This is a genomic window from Methylocella sp. (assembly GCA_037200525.1).
Taxonomy (GTDB): Bacteria; Pseudomonadota; Alphaproteobacteria; order Rhizobiales; family Beijerinckiaceae; genus Methylocapsa.
Genome location: JBBCGG010000001.1, coordinates 4428897 through 4444593, shown reverse-complemented (window position 1 = coordinate 4444593; position 15697 = coordinate 4428897). Strand labels below are relative to the sequence as shown.

The following is a 15697-nucleotide window of genomic DNA, read 5'->3' as shown; positions in this document are numbered from 1 at the left end:
CTTTAGTCGAACAGGCTTGAAACGCTTTCTTCCTTAGCGATTCGCGCGATGGCTTCGCCGATCAACGGCGCAATCGACACGACGCGAATGTTTTTGGAGACGCGAATGGCTTCTGTCGACCGGATCGTATCGGTGAGCACCAGCTCCTTGAGCTGCGAGGCGGCTATGCGCGCCGCCGCGCCCCCGGACAACACGCCATGGGTGATATAGGCGTAGACCTCGCTGGCGCCTTCGCTGCGCAACGCGTCCGCCGCATTGCATAAAGTGCCGCCGGAATCGACGATGTCGTCGATCAGTATGCAGGTTTTGCCGGCGACATCGCCGATGATGTTCATGACCTCTGACTCGCCAGCGCGTTCGCGACGCTTGTCGACGATGGCGAGCGGCGCGTCGATGCGTTTCGCGAGGGCGCGCGCGCGAACCACGCCGCCGACGTCTGGAGAGACCACCATGAGATTGCCGAGCGGCAGCCGCTCCTTGATGTCGCGCACCATGACCGGCGCCGAAAACAAATTATCGGTCGGAATATCGAAGAAACCTTGAATTTGGCCCGCGTGAAGGTCCACGGTGAGCACACGGTCGGCCCCTGCGCGGGTGATCAGATTGGCGACCAATTTGGCTGAAATCGGCGTGCGCGGACCGGGCTTGCGATCCTGCCGAGCGTAGCCGAAATAGGGAATCACCGCTGTGATCCGCCGCGCCGAAGCGCGCCGCAACGCGTCGGTCATGATCAGCATTTCCATCAAGTGATCATTGGTCGGGTAAGACGTCGACTGGACGATAAACGTGTCCTGGCCGCGGACATTCTCTAAAATCTCGACAAAGATCTCCATGTCCGCAAAACGACGAACCTGGCATTTTGTGAGGGGAACGCCGAGATAGGCGGCAATAGCCTCAGTAAGAGGGTGGTTGGAGTTGCCCGCCAAAATCTTCATTGCACCGATTTCCCATTCGCCGTTCCGATAACGGCGCCGACTATTAACAGCGCCGCCGGGGCGGGACAATCATGCGGGGGCAGATAGTTGGAGTGCGCCTCGTCCGAATGCAACTTTAAATGCATCCGCGTTCGAAGAGGCGCGAAAGTCGAGGCGAGACGCCTTATGCTATTTTACGCGGGTCCAAGTCTCTGAGCCGCAAACCCCGCCATTGGCGCCGCAGCCCTTGATCTGCAAACTCTGATTGCCTTCCTGAGTGACGGTTGCGTTATAAAGCAGCCCATCTTCGGCGTTGTATGTCGTGCCTGTCCAGACATTGTCGCCGGTTGGCCGCAGGTTGATCAAAACCTCGATCCCGATGACCGAACGTCCGCGCTTGCTGGGATCTGGATTCCTTACATCTTTGCCCGGCGCCGTCCGCGTCGTTGCGACGAAGCCACATAGAGCCGCGCCGCATTTTGCGATTCGCACTGTGGCGGTGCCATCGGCGACCCGCCATTCGCCGGTTGGTTCGGCGCTGGCTTGACCAATTGATAGTGCGGTGAGCGCGAATGCGGTTAGGATGATGCGTTTCATAATTCCTCCGGGTGGATTATCAAAATAAGTTTCACGCCTTCCTCATAGCGCCGGCACAGCGGGTGTCGAGCTTTGGCTCAAAACATCTTTGCGTGATTTACGGCGGCGCTTTTCCTCAGTGCAGTGCGGCGATGTTGAGATCGCTCGCCTTTGGCGCGGAAACCGATAGCGTTGGCGATTTCTTTTGAATGGTCGTTTGGCCTTCATCCGGAGCGGATCGCGGCGCGGTTTGGTTTGAAGTGGTCGATGCAAATTGGGCTTCCGCCAGCGCCTCCGGCGTCGTGGCTAGAAAAGCGGCGAGGTCGTCGGCGCTTTTCGCGGCGAGATTGCTGATCGCCGCAGGATCAACGCTCGACCATGGATCGGCGGCCGCCGCGCTCTTGACGACGAAACTGTCCTCGAGCCTCTGGGCGCGGTTCTTTTTCGCGTCGAAAATATCGTAGACTAAGCTGACTTCGGTCCCGGTTTCAGTTGGGTAGGCCGTCACGTAACCTCGGACGAGGTAATTGGCTTTGTTTGCTTCGGCGAGGGTGATGTCGCGCGCGGCCGCTTCTTTAGTGAAGGCGTCCATCATGCGATCTTCTACGGGCTGCGGAACTCCGTTCAAACTCGCCATAGCGACGCTGGCCCCGCGTGGGCTCACGCTATTCTGGGCTACGCGCCCTGAGGTGGAGACTTGTGGCGCTTCGGCTTGAGGAGCCGAGGAGTCGACGCATCCGCTAGCAAGACCAGCCAGCGCAATGCCCCATAGAGCTCCGGCGAGACGCGCCCGAGATTGGCGTTGAGATCTACGCCAGTCGATCGCTGGATCCATTGCTCTTTTCGCCTCTCCAGCTGACCGCTCTCACAGGAGTGCGACCAGTTCGTTTAGCCGATGCGCCGCCCGCGACCGGCAGGGAAACCAATGCGCAAAGTTAACGGACCCCGTAACAATCGCGCAGAGCTAAACTGATTTTTAACCAACGTCCAGAGCATTTTAAGTGTCGCAATGCGGTGGTGAGCATCATCGATCAAAGTGGAAGGGGAGTAGGGCTCAGGAGAGCCTGATAGGCGTGGCCACAGGGTGCGGAGAAATCAGGACCGATTTGAGGCGCGTCAAACTCGATTGAAGCCGGGATGGCAGGCTATTGAGCCCAACGCGACAACATTGCCTTTGGTCAGCCAAGAATCGGTCGGAGAACAAAAAGAATTGGCAACAGTCGGGCAACAATCGAAATCATTCTGCGGGATTTAAGAGAACATTTCGAACGCCATTGACGTAACATCGCCGCGATTAAGGCCTCATCGGCGGAGCGTGGCGTGCGTCAGGCAGCGCCACGACTGCCTGCGCGATTTACTACCTCACATGCAACGTCCGGGAAGACTGGCCATGGCTAGGAGAAGAAGCCCAGCTTTTGCGGAGGCCCGCCAGCACAACTGACGTCTTACTTGAGAGAACTCCTAGGACGTAGCCGAACTGAAGACTCGCAATTAGGACGATGATTTCAAGACAAGCCCGCGCCAAGCTCTGGCCCCCGAGGCCAGGCTGGGCGAGAGCGAGCACGATCGCGGCCCCGCATGCGGGAATGAGAATGTAAACTTTGAAGAATCGCCCAAGGATAGTCCCGAAAAGGACTCCTCCAATCATCAGAATACCCATTTCGATGCCTCCCAATACCTTTATCTTGTTTTATTTTTCTTACGCGGTGCTTTTTTTTTAGTTCGATTTGATGCGATACGCTAAAAATCGCAAACGTTATCTGGTGAAGCAAGCACTAAGTGGTTGTATCGCAGCATCCAAACCAGACAGTTTGACGACGCCATCAATTTCGGTTTTGCCCTCGGAGATTTGAACGAATAACTCGCGAGCTCGCCGCCATGAATTTGTCGCCTTATCCATTGCATCGATGGGCACGCGGACGCCGACGCCAGTTAAAGTCGAGCGGCCTTCAAAATAAGACTCTTGTCCGTCCGCGCGCAAGGTAATTTTCGGGCGCGCCTCAGGGGGAAATGGCTCGATAAGAACGATGATGGTTTCGATGCCCGCGTCGCCGCATCGCAGCATTAAGCCAGCCAACAGAGGGTCCGACCGCTCGAAATCGGCGGTGTGCATAATGGATAAAGCGTCAGGTTTGCCGACGCCGCCAGGCGTTCGCACGAGCCGCCACGCATTCGTCGCGTCAGCCGAGCCCGATGGCGGCTCGCCTGCTTGTGCGGCGCACGCATGGAAACGATCCAAGCCCTCAAAACCGCTTGCAATGAAGACGAGCGCAAGCAGCGCGGACGGGCGAATAAATCTGTTATTAAATGAACAATGTGACAGAAAAGGCACACTTATAAACCGATGATTTGACGCTTCGGCGAAACTGATCGGCCGCATGCGTCAATCATCATGACTTCAAATCCCGCTAGCGGCGGCTGATGCGGCGCACCCGCACGGGCTCCAAACGCCAATTATGAATAAGACTGGAAACCATCCCGGCCATGACAAAAGCGGCCGCAAGCAGAGCGAAAATTCGCATGGAACTCCATCCTTCCCCGGAAAAGACGCATCGCGACGGATCCCGATGCGCATACCTTCCCAACGCCGCGTCGCGGCCAAGGTTCCAATTTAATCGTCAACCCAATGCTTTGCGCGGCGTCGCTCAGAGTCCGTCGAACAATGCGGTAGACAAATAGCGCTCGGCGAATGAAGGTATAATAATGACGATGTTCTTGCCGTCATTCTCCGGCCGCAGACCGACCTCGATGGCGGCTGCGACAGCGGCGCCCGATGAGATGCCGCCGGGAATTCCCTCGAGCCGCGCCAAAAGCCGCGCCGTATCGAAAGATGTCTGATTGCCGACGGTGACCACTTCATCGATCAATGAGCGGTCAAGAACGGCGGGAATGAAGCCCGCGCCTATGCCCTGGATTTTATGTGGGCCAGGTTGCCCGCCGGAGAGCACCGGGGAGTCCTCCGGTTCGACCGCGATGAGCTTCAGGCCCGGACGACGGGGCTTCAGGACTTGCCCGACGCCGGTGATCGTCCCACCGGTGCCAACGCCGGAGACGAAAATGTCGATTTCCCCGGCCGTATCGTTCCAGATCTCTTCGGCTGTGGTGAGGCGATGAATTTCCGGATTGGCGAGATTTTCAAACTGCCTTGGAATAGCGGAGTCCGGGGTCGCCTCAGCAAGTTCCTGCGCCTTGGCAATGGAGCCTTTCATGCCCAGCGGCGCGGGCGTCAAGACAAGCTCCGCGCCGAGCAGCGCAAGCATCTTGCGCCGTTCGAGCGACATTGACTCCGGCATGACGAGAATCAGCTTGTAGCCGCGAGCGGCGGCCACAAACGCCAGGGCGATGCCCGTATTGCCCGATGTCGGCTCGATCAGCGTGGTCTTGCCGGGCGTGATTTTACCAGCAGCCTCCAGCGACGTGATCATATGCTCGCCGATGCGGTCCTTGACGCTGGCCAGCGGGTTGAAGAATTCGAGCTTGGCGAGGAGATTGGCTTTGACGCCTTTCTCTTTCTCGATTTTCCGCAAACGCACGAGCGGCGTATTGCCGATTGTGTCGGTGATCGAATCGTAGATGCGCCCGCGTCCCGGCGCTTGCTTGGGAGCCAAGCCTTTGGCTTGTTGTGCTGCTGTCTGCCCCATGATCCATGCTCCGATTGGTTTGAACCGCGCCGCCGCAGCCCGGGTGTGCAATGTGTTAAGAGACTTGTACGATGCTTTAGGACAACCGTTTTATGGCCGCATGACGAATCCGCGCCGCCATCATCGCCTGCCGGAGGCCGCGCCTTGCTCGTCCGACCTCTGCGACAGACCCTAACCTTCCTTGAACGCGCTCACTCTTGCGGCTGCGGAACAAGTCGCAAATAGGGACGCTGCGCCGTCCATCCTTCCGGATATTTCTTCTTCGCGTCCTCATCGGAAACGGAGGGAGTGATGATGACGTCTTCGCCCGTCTTCCAATTCACAGGCGTCACCACTTGATGTCGCGAGGTCAGCTGCAGGGAATCGACGACCCGCAGCACTTCGTCGAAGTTGCGGCCCGTGCTGGCTGGATAGGTCAGGGTAAGCTTGATCTTCTTGTCTGGCCCAATGACGAAGACCGAACGGACCGTCAGCGTGTCGCTCGCATGGGGATGGATCATGCCATAAAGCTCGGCGACCTTGCGATCTGGATCGGCGATCAGCGGAAAGTTGAGCGCATGGCCCTGCGTTTCCTTGATGTCGTATTCCCATTCGCCGTGCCTCGACAGCTCATCGACGCTGAGGCCGATGGCCTTGACGTTTCGTTTGTCGAACTCAGGTTTCAACTTGGCGGCGTAGCCGAGTTCGGTCGTGCACACGGGAGTGAAATTTTTAGGGTGAGAAAAAAGGATTACCCAGGAATCTCCAGCCCATTGATGGAAACGAATGCGGCCTTTGGTGGTGTCCGCCTCAAAGTCCGGAGCAATATCGCTAAGCTGAAGCGCCATTTCTCGTCTTTCCTCAAACGAGCGTCTGTTCGGCTAGCTGAGAAACTGAACGCCGCTCTGACCGCAAAGTATAAAGTCTAGGCTTTCTGTCAACAATCAAAAACAGAGCGCCGCATCATCGCCGCCCTGTTTAGGGCGCGATTGTTTCCGTATGATTTCAGAATTGAACCGATTAGCGTTCAACATTGATCGCGCAGGACTTGTCACGGCTCAGGCGGCGCGGGCGAGCCCGGTCGCCGCAGCCAGAGCTTGATCGAGGTCCGCGATAATGTCGTCGATATGCTCGATGCCGATGGAGAGGCGCACGTAGCCGGGCGATACGCCGGTCGCGAGCTGCTCTTCGGCCGATAGCTGCGAATGGGTCGTGGTCGCCGGGTGGATCGCGAGGCTGCGCGAGTCTCCGATATTGGCGACATGGTAGAAAAGTTCGAGGCGATCGATGAATTTGCGCCCCGCTTCCGCGTTGGCGAGCTCGAACCCGACGAGGCCGCCATAGCCGCCGGTCAGATATTTATCGGCGCGCTCGCGCGTAACCCCGGTCTGCAGCGAGGGATAAAAGACTTTCGTCACTCCCGGCTTTTGCGTCAGATAATTGACCACCGCCTCGGCGTTCTTGACGTGGCGTTCGATCCTGAGCGCAATGGTCTCGATTCCCTGCAAGAGAAGAAAGGCGTTGAAGGGCGATAGGCACGAGCCGACATCCCGCAAAAGAGTCGTGCGCGCCTTGACGATATAGGCGACCGGACCCAAAGGCTTCACGGCTTCCGTCCAGATCGCGCCGTGATAGCTGGGGTCGGGCGTATTCAGCGCCGGCTGCCGCTCCTTATGCTGCGCCCAATCGAAATTGCCGCCATCGACGATAAGGCCGCCGATCGAGTTGCCGTGGCCGCCGAGATATTTTGTGGCCGAATAGACGACGATCGCGGCGCCATGATCGAGCGGGCGCGAAAGGATCGGCGCAGCCGTATTGTCGACGATGAGCGGGATGCCGAACGCGCGGCCGATGGCGGCGACTTCGGAGATCGGAAAAACCGCGAGCTTCGGATTGGGAAGCGTCTCGGAATAATAGGCGCGCGTGCGCCCGTCTGTGGCCCGGCGAAAGTTCTCCGGATCGATCGGATCGACGAAACGAACTTCGATGCCTTGGTCCTTCAGCGTATTGGCGAAGAGGTTCCAGGTGCCGCCGTAAAGATCCGTGGCGCTGACGATGTTATCGCCGGCGCGCGCGAGATTTTGCACCGCGATGGCCGAAGCGGCCTGACCCGATGCGAGCGCCAATGCTGCGACTCCGCCTTCCAACGCGGCCACGCGTTGCTCCAGCACGTCGGTCGTCGGATTGCCTATGCGCGTATAAATATTGCCGAGCTCTTTCAGCGCGAACAGATCGGCCGCGTGCTGCGTGTCGTGAAATTGAAAGGAAGTCGTCTGATAGATCGGGACGGCGACGGCGCCGGTCGCCGGATCGGCGCGCCACCCGGCGTGGAGGGCGAGGGTCTCCGGCTTTCTCGTTTGCGCCGACATTTGCGTTCTCCCAGTGTTTCGTTGAGCCGGCTATGGGCGCCGGCAGCGTTGCATCAGATCATATAGGTAAATGAATCATAGGCGAGCTGGCTCAGAATCTGATTCATATCGCGCGCGGGCTCGGCGGAGCCGGTGGTTCCAACCGGGCGAGCGGGAACCCCGGCCATAGTGGTGTTTGGCGGAACGTCGCGCAACACGACTGAGCCGGCGGCGATCAGCGAGCGGGCGCCGATTTCGATATTGCCGAGGATTTTCGCTCCCGCACCGATCATGACGCCGCGCCGCACTTTCGGGTGCCGGTCGCCGCGCTCTTTGCCGGTGCCGCCGAGCGTCACGTCCTGCAAAATCGATACGTCATCCTCAATGATGGCGGTCGAACCGACGACGAGCCCGGTGGCGTGATCCAGAAAAACGCCCTTGCCAATGCTCGCCGCAGGATTGATGTCGGTCTGGAACAATTCGGACGAGCGGCTTTGCAAGTAGAGCGCGAAATCAGGCCGGTCATGGTGCCAGAGCCAGTGCGCCAGCCGATGCGTCTCAATGGCGTTAAAGCCCTTGTAGTAAAGGAGAGGTTCGATCAACCGTTCGCTCGCAGGGTCGCGCTCCAGCACCGCCAGAATATCGGCCCGGAATGCGTCCCCGATGCTGGGATCCTCAGTGATCGCCTGCCCGAACGCATCGCTGATCAGATAGGCCGGAACCGTCTCATTGCCGAGCCGCCCCGCGACGCGATGAATGACGGCGTCCTCGAACGACGAACGGTTTAGAATCGAATTGACGAACAGCGGCGCTAGAGTGCGCTCGCGGGCGAACGCTTCTTCGGCTTCCTGGCGCAAGCGCGTCCAAAGCGCGAGAGACGAGGTCTCCGGCGGCATCGCTGCTTCAGAGGGCGCCTCATTGGTAACCAGCGTCATGCGTCCGATCGTCCGTCGGTTCATAGGCAAACACATATATAAGAAATGCACGTGACGCGCGGTCGTTCAAGGCGAAACTCTTCGGCTGCGCCGCCAATAGGCCGGCCTCTCTAGATTCGATCAGCTGACAAATATGGAGAAAATGGATTTGTCGACAGGGAGCGTCGCGGACAATGCGCTGGATTCGGCTCCGAGCCGCATATGCCTCGAGGAATGCCCGTTTCCAGGGTAGCGGTCGCTGGGGCGGAAGCTCAGCTTCGGGCAGGATTTGCGAATAGTCTTTGCGAAGTCGCGGAATTTTCGCGCGGCCCGGGCTTATGACAGTCCAGGCGCCCTCTCAAGCAGACTTTGCTAAAACAGAAATTCCAGCTTCCGGAACACGAAGAAGAGGGTCGCCGACAATGCGATGGCGCAGGGCAAGGTCAGCACCCAGGCGAGGGCAAGGCTGCGGATGGTTGACATCTGCACGCCGGAGCCATTGGCGGCCATCGTCCCTGCGACGCCGGATGAAAGCACATGAGTCGTCGAGACCGGGAGGCCGAAGCTGTCAGCGGCGGCGATCGTGCCCATAGCGACGAGTTCGGCAGCGGCGCCCTGGCCATAAGTCAGGTGCTGCTTGCCGATTTTTTCGCCGACGGTGACGACAATGCGCTTCCATCCGATCATGGTCCCGAGTCCCAGCGCGAGCGCGACCGACACCTTGACCCAGTTGGGAATGAATTTCGTCGCAGCGTCGAGCCCCTTCTTATAGGCCGTGAGCGTTGCGATCTGCGCGCCCGTGAGATCGGCGCCTTTGTCTTTTACGAGGAAGCGGAGGGCCTCAGACGTCAGATACATATCGTTGCGGGCGTTGCCGACGGTCGAGGCCGGCATTTTTGCAATCGAACCATAGGATTTGATCTGGTTTGCGACGTCGCGGATCAGCGCCGCGAGGGCCGGAAACGTTTCTTCGTTGAGTTGATGCGTGGTCACGTAATTGGTGACGATCGGGCGAGGATCGCCGGTGAAATCAGCGCCGCCCGCCTTGGCTTCAATGATTTTGGAGGCGGCGAGCGAATTTTGAACGAAGCTGTCCACTTGCGCGTCCGGCATCGCCCGGTTCAATGCGTAAGTGGTCGGCACCGTGCCAATCAGGATGAGCATGATGAGGCCCATGCCCTTTTGTCCATCGTTCGACCCATGAGCGAAGGAGACGCCGGCCGAAGTGAAGATGAGCAGCCCGCGGATCCAGGCCGGAGGAGCTTTGTTGCCTTTCGGCTCGGAGTAGAGTTCTGGTCTCTTGATCAAGAATTTCATGATCAAGAGCAGACCGGCGGCGCAAAAGAAACCAACCAGCGGCGACAGCAAAAGCGCATAGCCGATCTCGGTCGCCTTGCTCCAGTCGACGCCCGAAGTTCCGTCGCGTCCGCGCATGAGCGCATTGGCGACGCCGACGCCGATGATGGAGCCAATCAGAGTATGCGAGCTCGATGCCGGCAGGCCAAGCCACCACGTGCCAAGGTTCCAGATGATCGCGGCGATCAGCATCGCGAAGACCATGGCGAAACCGGCTTCGGAGCCGACCTGAAGGATTAATTCAACGGGCAAAAGCGAAACGATGCCGAAGGCCACAGCGCCAGTCGAGAAAAGAACGCCGAGGAAATTGAAGCAGCCCGACCAGACCACGGCGACCGGCGGAGCCAGCGAGTGGGTGTAGATGACGGTGGCGACGGCGTTGGCCGTGTCGTGGAAGCCATTTACAAACTCGAAGCCGAGCGCGATGAGCAAGGCCAGGCCGAGCAGAAGGAAAGGCAACACGCCTGGGGAGGCTCCACCGGCGGCGCTCACGTCCCGAAAAATGCTGAAGGCGGTAAAAAACAGGCCAAGCGCGATGACCGCGAAGAAGATCAGTATTGTCCGCAGGCTCATCGGCTGATTGAGATTCGGTTTTGAGTCCTTGCTGGGCGTCGCCAGAATGTCCGGTGAAGACAAGACTGTCATGGATACTCTCCACTGCTTGCGGATACGCGAAGGTCGAGGCTGGCGAAAAGACGAAATCGGGCTCTTTCCACCTATATTCCGCACACGACAGTCTCATGACGAAAGCAGCGACAAGCCCAATAAATGAGAGCTGGTGATGACTGCGAGAAGGTCATATTTGACAGTCGGTTAGGGCATTGCCGGGGCGCCTGACGTTTGTGCGGGTTGCCCCGCCGCTCTAATTCTTGCGGCCGAACGGCGCTTGATTTTCGCCGCGCGAATGTGAAAAGCTCGGACCTCATCAGCAGGAGCAGGGACTCATATGGAAGATTTGGTCGCACGCGTTTCCGCTTCTGCTGGAATTGAACCCGAGACCGCTCAGAAAGCGATTGGCATCATTTTGGCCTTCCTTCGCAAAGAGGGACCAAAGGCGGAAGTCGATGAATTATTCGCGACCATGCCCGGCGCTGCGGAGGCGGCCGCCGCGGCGGAAGAAACAGGCGGCGGCATGTTGAGCGGTTTGATGGGAATGATGGGCGGCGGATTGATGGGTCTTGCCGGACGGTTGACCGGCCTTGGCCTCGGCATGGGACAAATGCAGGCCGTCGGGCGCGGACTCTTCGAATATGTCCGGGAGAAAGCCGGGGATGAACGCGTTGGTCAAGTTGCCGCTGCGATCCCGGGTCTTAGCCAGTTCCTTTGATCGAAGGACGACCTGGCGATTTCGCGATGTGCTATAACTCACATGCCGGATGCATCGCGCGTGTACAAACTTGTAATTTGCTAGATTGATTTACCTCATTTTCGATCGATTTTTGAAACTTTATCAAGATTAGCGCGGTAGTTTCGCGATAGGCGGACAAATCGGGCCCAGCTGGCGACATCATTCGGAGGCAAAGCCGATGGGGGAAGTCTTAGCATTCAGAGTGCCGGAGAAGAACAGGCGTGTGAGCAGGCGGAGCGAACCTGGCGCGGTGGTTATTTTCACAGGCGTCCGGCGCGAGTTGATAGCCGAAGTGTCAGGGACGCCGCCGCGGCGACCGACAAAAAAGCCATCCGGCTTGAAGCGGCGGAAATCGGCGGCGGCTTTCCTAAATGATGCGCTTTAACGGATGATCTCCGAAGAGCGTTTCGCTTTTCGAGATCGTGGTCCAAGCGCTCCTTGGGCGCCGTCCTATTCCTGCGAAACTTCCGGCTCGCATGAGATGGCTTTGACCCGCTGCTCCGCATCCTGTCTTTCGCTCGGGAATGCGCTCAACGCATTGATGAGGACAAACCCTCTTCTCGTCGGGGCGAGGAGCCGCAATTCTTGCGGCGGCTCGTCATCGTCGTCTTCCTCGGCTTGCAGGCTTTCGAGCTGTTCTGGAGTTAGGATCAGCACATCGATCTTGCCGTGCTGCGCCGCTCGGTCCGTCATTGAATAGAAGATTTCCCCGGTGGGCGTGCGAAAGGAAAGGGTCAGCATAGCGTCGCCCTCAATCTCGCCGTGAAGACGCAAGGGATTTTGCGACAGGTCGAACAGGCAGACGCCCTGCGCCAGGGCTGGATCCGAAAAAGGCATGAACGCCTTGCCGGGGCTTGGTCGCGGCAGAAGCGTCAACTCGGCAGGTTTCGCCAAAGCCGAGAGCCGGACAAAGGCGTCTTTTCCTTCAAAGTCAGGCAGCGCGAAAATCGACACGATATGGACGATCCCCGCCGCGAAAATGATCCCAAGCAGCCAGAGCAGGCCGACGAGAAGGCGATCAAGCCGGTTCATCATCGGCAGGCGCCTTTGATGATTGTCGGCAGATTCGCCGCGTCAAGCGCGACTGTGGCGGGGCTCAGTTCCGTCTCATAAAGTCGAAGATCGAGGATGAATGTTTTGGCGGCTCCGATGGGCAGCCAATTGCCGGGCCGGGCGGAGCGCGACAGCGATATTGTAAAGCCGCCGTCGGCCGAGCGGAGAATTTCGCTGGAGGTGAAACCGTTTCGATCCGCGGCGTTGGCCAGCAGAGCGCCTCCCGGAGAGAGCAAAGTTAGCGTCCAGTGGCGGGCTTTCGGCGTCTCGCCGCTCACTGTGTAGTCGCAATTGGCGTCGAAGGCCGCCCCGGCGCTATCGTCGTGAGCAATAAAGCTGACTCCCTCCGACGCGCCCATGGGCAGCTCGCCCGAATGCGCCAGCCCGGCGCGAGCGTAAGGGTCGAAATTCCCCGCGCCGCTCTTTGGCCAAGCGGTCCAGGGGCCCGCCGTCACCGCCCCAAAGCCAAAACCATGCTGGAGCGTCGCAAAAGTGATGCAGAGACCAAGAAGAACGCCAGCGCAGCCGACCAACAGGAATTTGCCGATAAGCGCCACGCTTTCCCGCAATCCGGTTTTGCGATTTTCTCTGCTTGTTTTCGCGTCCTGGCGCGGAAATGACGACAGTTCAACCACCGCCCTGACCTGGCGTAACTGGAGTCTGCCGCGCATCCGACGCGGCGCTAGCCCCGGCGACGGCGTCCGCTCGCTGCTTTTGGGCCGCCGTCATCTCGACCTCGATTGCGCGCAAGGCTTCAGCGGCCCGCGTCGATAGGGTCGCCGGTCGCTGCGGCGCCTCAGTGGAGGCGACGCTCGCGTCGGGCGCGGCTTCTGCGGGAGATGCAACCTCAGGAACCGGGCGTCCCGGCAACGGCTTCAGCTCGATGCCCTGATGTGCGTAGGTCATGACCTCATGCCAGGTCGAGGCGGGTAGGGTGCCCCCGGTCATATTGTCCATAGACGTGTCATCATCATTGCCGAACCAGACCGCGCCGACATAATTGCCGGTGAAGCCGATGAACCAGGCGTCCTTATAGCCGTTCGTCGTGCCGGTCTTGCCGGCGACCTCGATATTGTCGAGCTGCGCGCGGCGGCCGGTGCCGGCGAGAACGACTTGCATCAGCATCCCATCCATCGTTGCGATGGTTTCCGCCGGAATGATCTGGCGCAGCGGCGGCTCATCGCGGTCATGCCTGTAGATCACTTCGCCGCGGCTGTTGCTGATTTCGACCGCGGAATAGGGCGGCGCGCGGAGGCCGCCGTTGGCGAAGGTGCAATAGGCCGAAGCCATATCGATGACGGTGACTTCCGCCGCGCCGATCGGCAGCGAAACCGTATCAGCCAGAGGCGTCGTCAGCCCCATCCGCCGCGCGGTGTCGATGATTTTTGCGCGGCCGGCCTTCGGATTGCCATCGCCGATGGCGATCGACAGCCTCACGGCAACCGTATTCAGCGAATGCGCCAGGGCCGTCACCAGCGGCAGCGAACCGGCGTAGCTGTTCTTATAATTATGCGGGCACCAATTGCCGATGCAGATCGGCGCATCGACCACAATGGTCGTCGGCTTGAATTTTCCGGTCATCAGTGCCGTTAGATAAACGAATGGCTTGAACGATGAGCCAGGTTGACGCAAAGCGTCGGTCGCTCGGTTAAACTGGCTCGCGCCATAATCGCGGCCGCCGCTGATCGCCCGCAAGGCGCCCGTCGGCTCCAGAATCACCATTGCGCTTTGTTTGGCATGATAGCTGGAGCCATATTGGCGCAACTGATCCTCGATTGTCGCGTCAACGCGCCTTTGCAGGTTGGAGTCGAGCGCTGTGCGCACCGTGAGCACGCGGTCATCGCCAATCTTCTTCGCGTCGCTGAGTTTTTTCACCTCATCATAGGCATAATCGAGATACCAATCGGGGCTGACATCCTTGTTGCGATCGACCGCGGTCGCCGGATTGCGCAGCGCCGCGTAGATCTGCCCTTCGGTTAGGTAGCCCGCGTCGACCATATTGTTCAGAACGTCATTGGCTCGCGCCCGCGCGGCCGGCAGATTGACGTGCGGCGCGTATTTCGTCGGCGCCTTAAACAGGCCAGCCATCATAGCGGCTTCGGCAAGCGAGAGATCCCGCACCGATTTGCCGAAATAAAACTCCGACGCGGCCTGCACTCCAAAGGCGCCGCCGCCGAGATAGGCGCGATCGAGATAAAGCCGCAGGATCTCGCGTTTGGACAAACGGAATTCGAGCCAGACCGCAAGATAGGCCTCCTTGATCTTGCGCTCTAAGGTCCGTTTGTTGGACAGGAAGATGTTCTTGGCCAGTTGCTGGGTGATCGACGAGCCGCCTTGCACCACGGTATTGGCGCGGGCGTTGACCGTCAGAGCCCGCAAAGTGCCGATCACGTCGATGCCGAAATGATCGAAGAAGCGCCGATCCTCAGTCGCCAGAACCGCCTCGATCAGATATTCGGGCAGCTGATCGAACGTCACCGAATCATCATGCTTGATGCCGCGTCGCCCAACTTCCTGACCATAACGGTCGAGAAACGTCACGGCGAGGTCTTGTTTCTTCAGCCAATCGTCAGAGGTCTCCTGGAAGGCCGGGACCGCCAGAGTAAGCGCCACGAGGCCGAAGGCGATCGTGATGGTTATTGACTCGCAGGCGATTTCATTGAGGGCGCGACGCCAGCCGGCGATGTGGAACCTGTCCATGAAGGTGGAAAAGGCGGCGTAGCGCTCCTTGGTCCGTTCGCCGCTCGCATAGAGGGAGGAATCGACGAAAGCGTCAAAGGCGAGCAAGGCTCGCGCTATTTTCCGCCAAAGCTGCGTCCTGCGCAGACCGTCGAACACGATTCGATGCTCCAAAGAGATCCGACCCGTATGTCGGAGTCGGCTGCAGTCTAGCAAGGCCCTTGACGATTGTCATAGGGAGGCGCAAGCCCTGCGCGCAACCTTGAGAAGAGGCGTTCCGAGCCTATGGCTCAGTCCTTTCCAAACACTGACAGCATCGCCGCGGGCGGGGGCGAAATTTTGACTGAAGCCAAGGCTAAAGCCAAACCGGTGAAAAGCGCCCGCAAAAATCCATTTTGGAAGGCAAAATCCCTCGAAGCCATGAATGTGGACGAGTGGGAGAGTCTTTGCGACGGTTGCGGCCGCTGTTGCCTCGTTAAACTTGAGGACGAGGATACCGGCCAGATTCACTTCACTGACGTCGCCTGCAAACTTTTCGACGCCGGAACCTGTCGCTGCGCCGATTACGCACATCGCCGCCGCAAAGTGCATGACTGCATCAAATTATCGCCGGAGGCGGTGCGAACCCTCAACTGGCTGCCGCCGTCCTGCGCCTATCGGCTGGTCGCCGAAGGGCGCGACCTCGCGTGGTGGCATCCGCTGATCTCCGGATCGCCCCAAAGCGTGCATGAGGCGGGCGTATCGGCGCGCGGGCGCGTCTCCGCGTTGGAGACCGAGGTTCCCCTCGATGACTATCCGGATCATATTGTCGCATGGCCGGGCAAGCGACCGCGTCCGGCTCAACCGAAAGCGGGCAAGGTCGAGCCCAGTCAGGGCTGAGCTTGCGCCG

The 15697-nt window shown here is 59.2% G+C and carries 14 protein-coding genes; 2 read left to right on the top strand and 12 right to left on the bottom strand.

Going from position 1 to position 15697, the window contains the following annotated elements; translation table 11 throughout:
* Positions 1-2 precede the first annotated feature (2 nt).
* From WDN46_21890 to WDN46_21850, 9 genes are all read right to left on the bottom strand, one after another.
* Positions 3-935, bottom strand: a complete 933-nt coding sequence (locus WDN46_21890) for a ribose-phosphate pyrophosphokinase (GenBank protein ID MEJ0095962.1) — start codon at positions 933-935, stop codon at positions 3-5.
* A 168-nt stretch (positions 936-1103) separates the two neighbouring features.
* Entirely contained in the window at positions 1104-1511 is a 408-nt protein-coding gene (locus WDN46_21885; protein MEJ0095961.1) for a DUF2147 domain-containing protein, read from the bottom strand.
* A 115-nt stretch (positions 1512-1626) separates the two neighbouring features.
* Positions 1627-2325, bottom strand: a complete 699-nt coding sequence (locus WDN46_21880; GenBank protein MEJ0095960.1) for a hypothetical protein — start codon at positions 2323-2325, stop codon at positions 1627-1629.
* Between the two features lie 921 nt (positions 2326-3246).
* Positions 3247-3729, bottom strand: a complete 483-nt coding sequence (locus WDN46_21875; GenBank protein ID MEJ0095959.1) for a hypothetical protein — start codon at positions 3727-3729, stop codon at positions 3247-3249.
* 406 nt (positions 3730-4135) lie between these two features.
* Positions 4136-5131 carry a cysteine synthase A gene (cysK, locus tag WDN46_21870; GenBank protein ID MEJ0095958.1) on the bottom strand — a complete coding sequence of 332 codons (996 nt, stop codon included), beginning with the start codon at positions 5129-5131 and terminating at the stop codon, positions 4136-4138.
* A 191-nt stretch (positions 5132-5322) separates the two neighbouring features.
* Positions 5323-5958 carry a peroxiredoxin gene (locus tag WDN46_21865; GenBank protein ID MEJ0095957.1) on the bottom strand — a complete coding sequence of 212 codons (636 nt, stop codon included), beginning with the start codon at positions 5956-5958 and terminating at the stop codon, positions 5323-5325.
* Positions 5959-6168: 210 nt separating this feature from the next.
* Entirely contained in the window at positions 6169-7479 is a 1311-nt protein-coding gene (locus WDN46_21860; GenBank protein MEJ0095956.1) for a PLP-dependent transferase, read from the bottom strand.
* Positions 7480-7532: 53 nt separating this feature from the next.
* Complete coding sequence (gene cysE / locus WDN46_21855) at positions 7533-8354, bottom strand: serine O-acetyltransferase (GenBank protein MEJ0095955.1); 822 nt, start codon at positions 8352-8354, stop codon at positions 7533-7535.
* A 390-nt stretch (positions 8355-8744) separates the two neighbouring features.
* Positions 8745-10373 (bottom strand): inorganic phosphate transporter, encoded by a 1629-nt coding sequence (locus WDN46_21850; GenBank protein ID MEJ0095954.1) that lies wholly within the window; start codon positions 10371-10373, stop codon positions 8745-8747.
* A gap of 301 nt (positions 10374-10674) precedes the next feature.
* Between WDN46_21850 and WDN46_21845 the strand changes: the two genes are divergently transcribed.
* Positions 10675-11055: a DUF2267 domain-containing protein gene (locus WDN46_21845; protein ID MEJ0095953.1), complete on the top strand. Its 381-nt coding sequence runs from the start codon at positions 10675-10677 to the stop codon at positions 11053-11055.
* 471 nt (positions 11056-11526) lie between these two features.
* On the opposite strand, the gene WDN46_21840 is transcribed toward WDN46_21845, so the two are convergent.
* Genes WDN46_21840 through WDN46_21830 form a run of 3 tightly spaced genes read right to left on the bottom strand, consistent with a single transcriptional unit; the run spans position 11527 to position 14967 of the window.
* A complete protein-coding gene (locus WDN46_21840; GenBank protein MEJ0095952.1) occupies positions 11527-12111 on the bottom strand; it encodes a hypothetical protein in 585 nt (194 codons plus the stop codon).
* Complete coding sequence (locus tag WDN46_21835) at positions 12108-12800, bottom strand: DUF1214 domain-containing protein (GenBank protein ID MEJ0095951.1); 693 nt, start codon at positions 12798-12800, stop codon at positions 12108-12110. Before WDN46_21835 ends, WDN46_21840 begins: the two co-directional genes overlap by 4 nt.
* Positions 12757-14967, bottom strand: a complete 2211-nt coding sequence (locus WDN46_21830; protein MEJ0095950.1) for a PBP1A family penicillin-binding protein — start codon at positions 14965-14967, stop codon at positions 12757-12759. The genes WDN46_21835 and WDN46_21830 overlap by 44 nt, the downstream gene beginning before the upstream one ends.
* A 126-nt stretch (positions 14968-15093) precedes the next feature.
* On the opposite strand from WDN46_21830, the gene WDN46_21825 reads away from it, so the two are divergent.
* A complete protein-coding gene (locus tag WDN46_21825) occupies positions 15094-15687 on the top strand; it encodes a YcgN family cysteine cluster protein (GenBank protein MEJ0095949.1) in 594 nt (197 codons plus the stop codon).
* Positions 15688-15697: the final 10 nt, after the last annotated feature.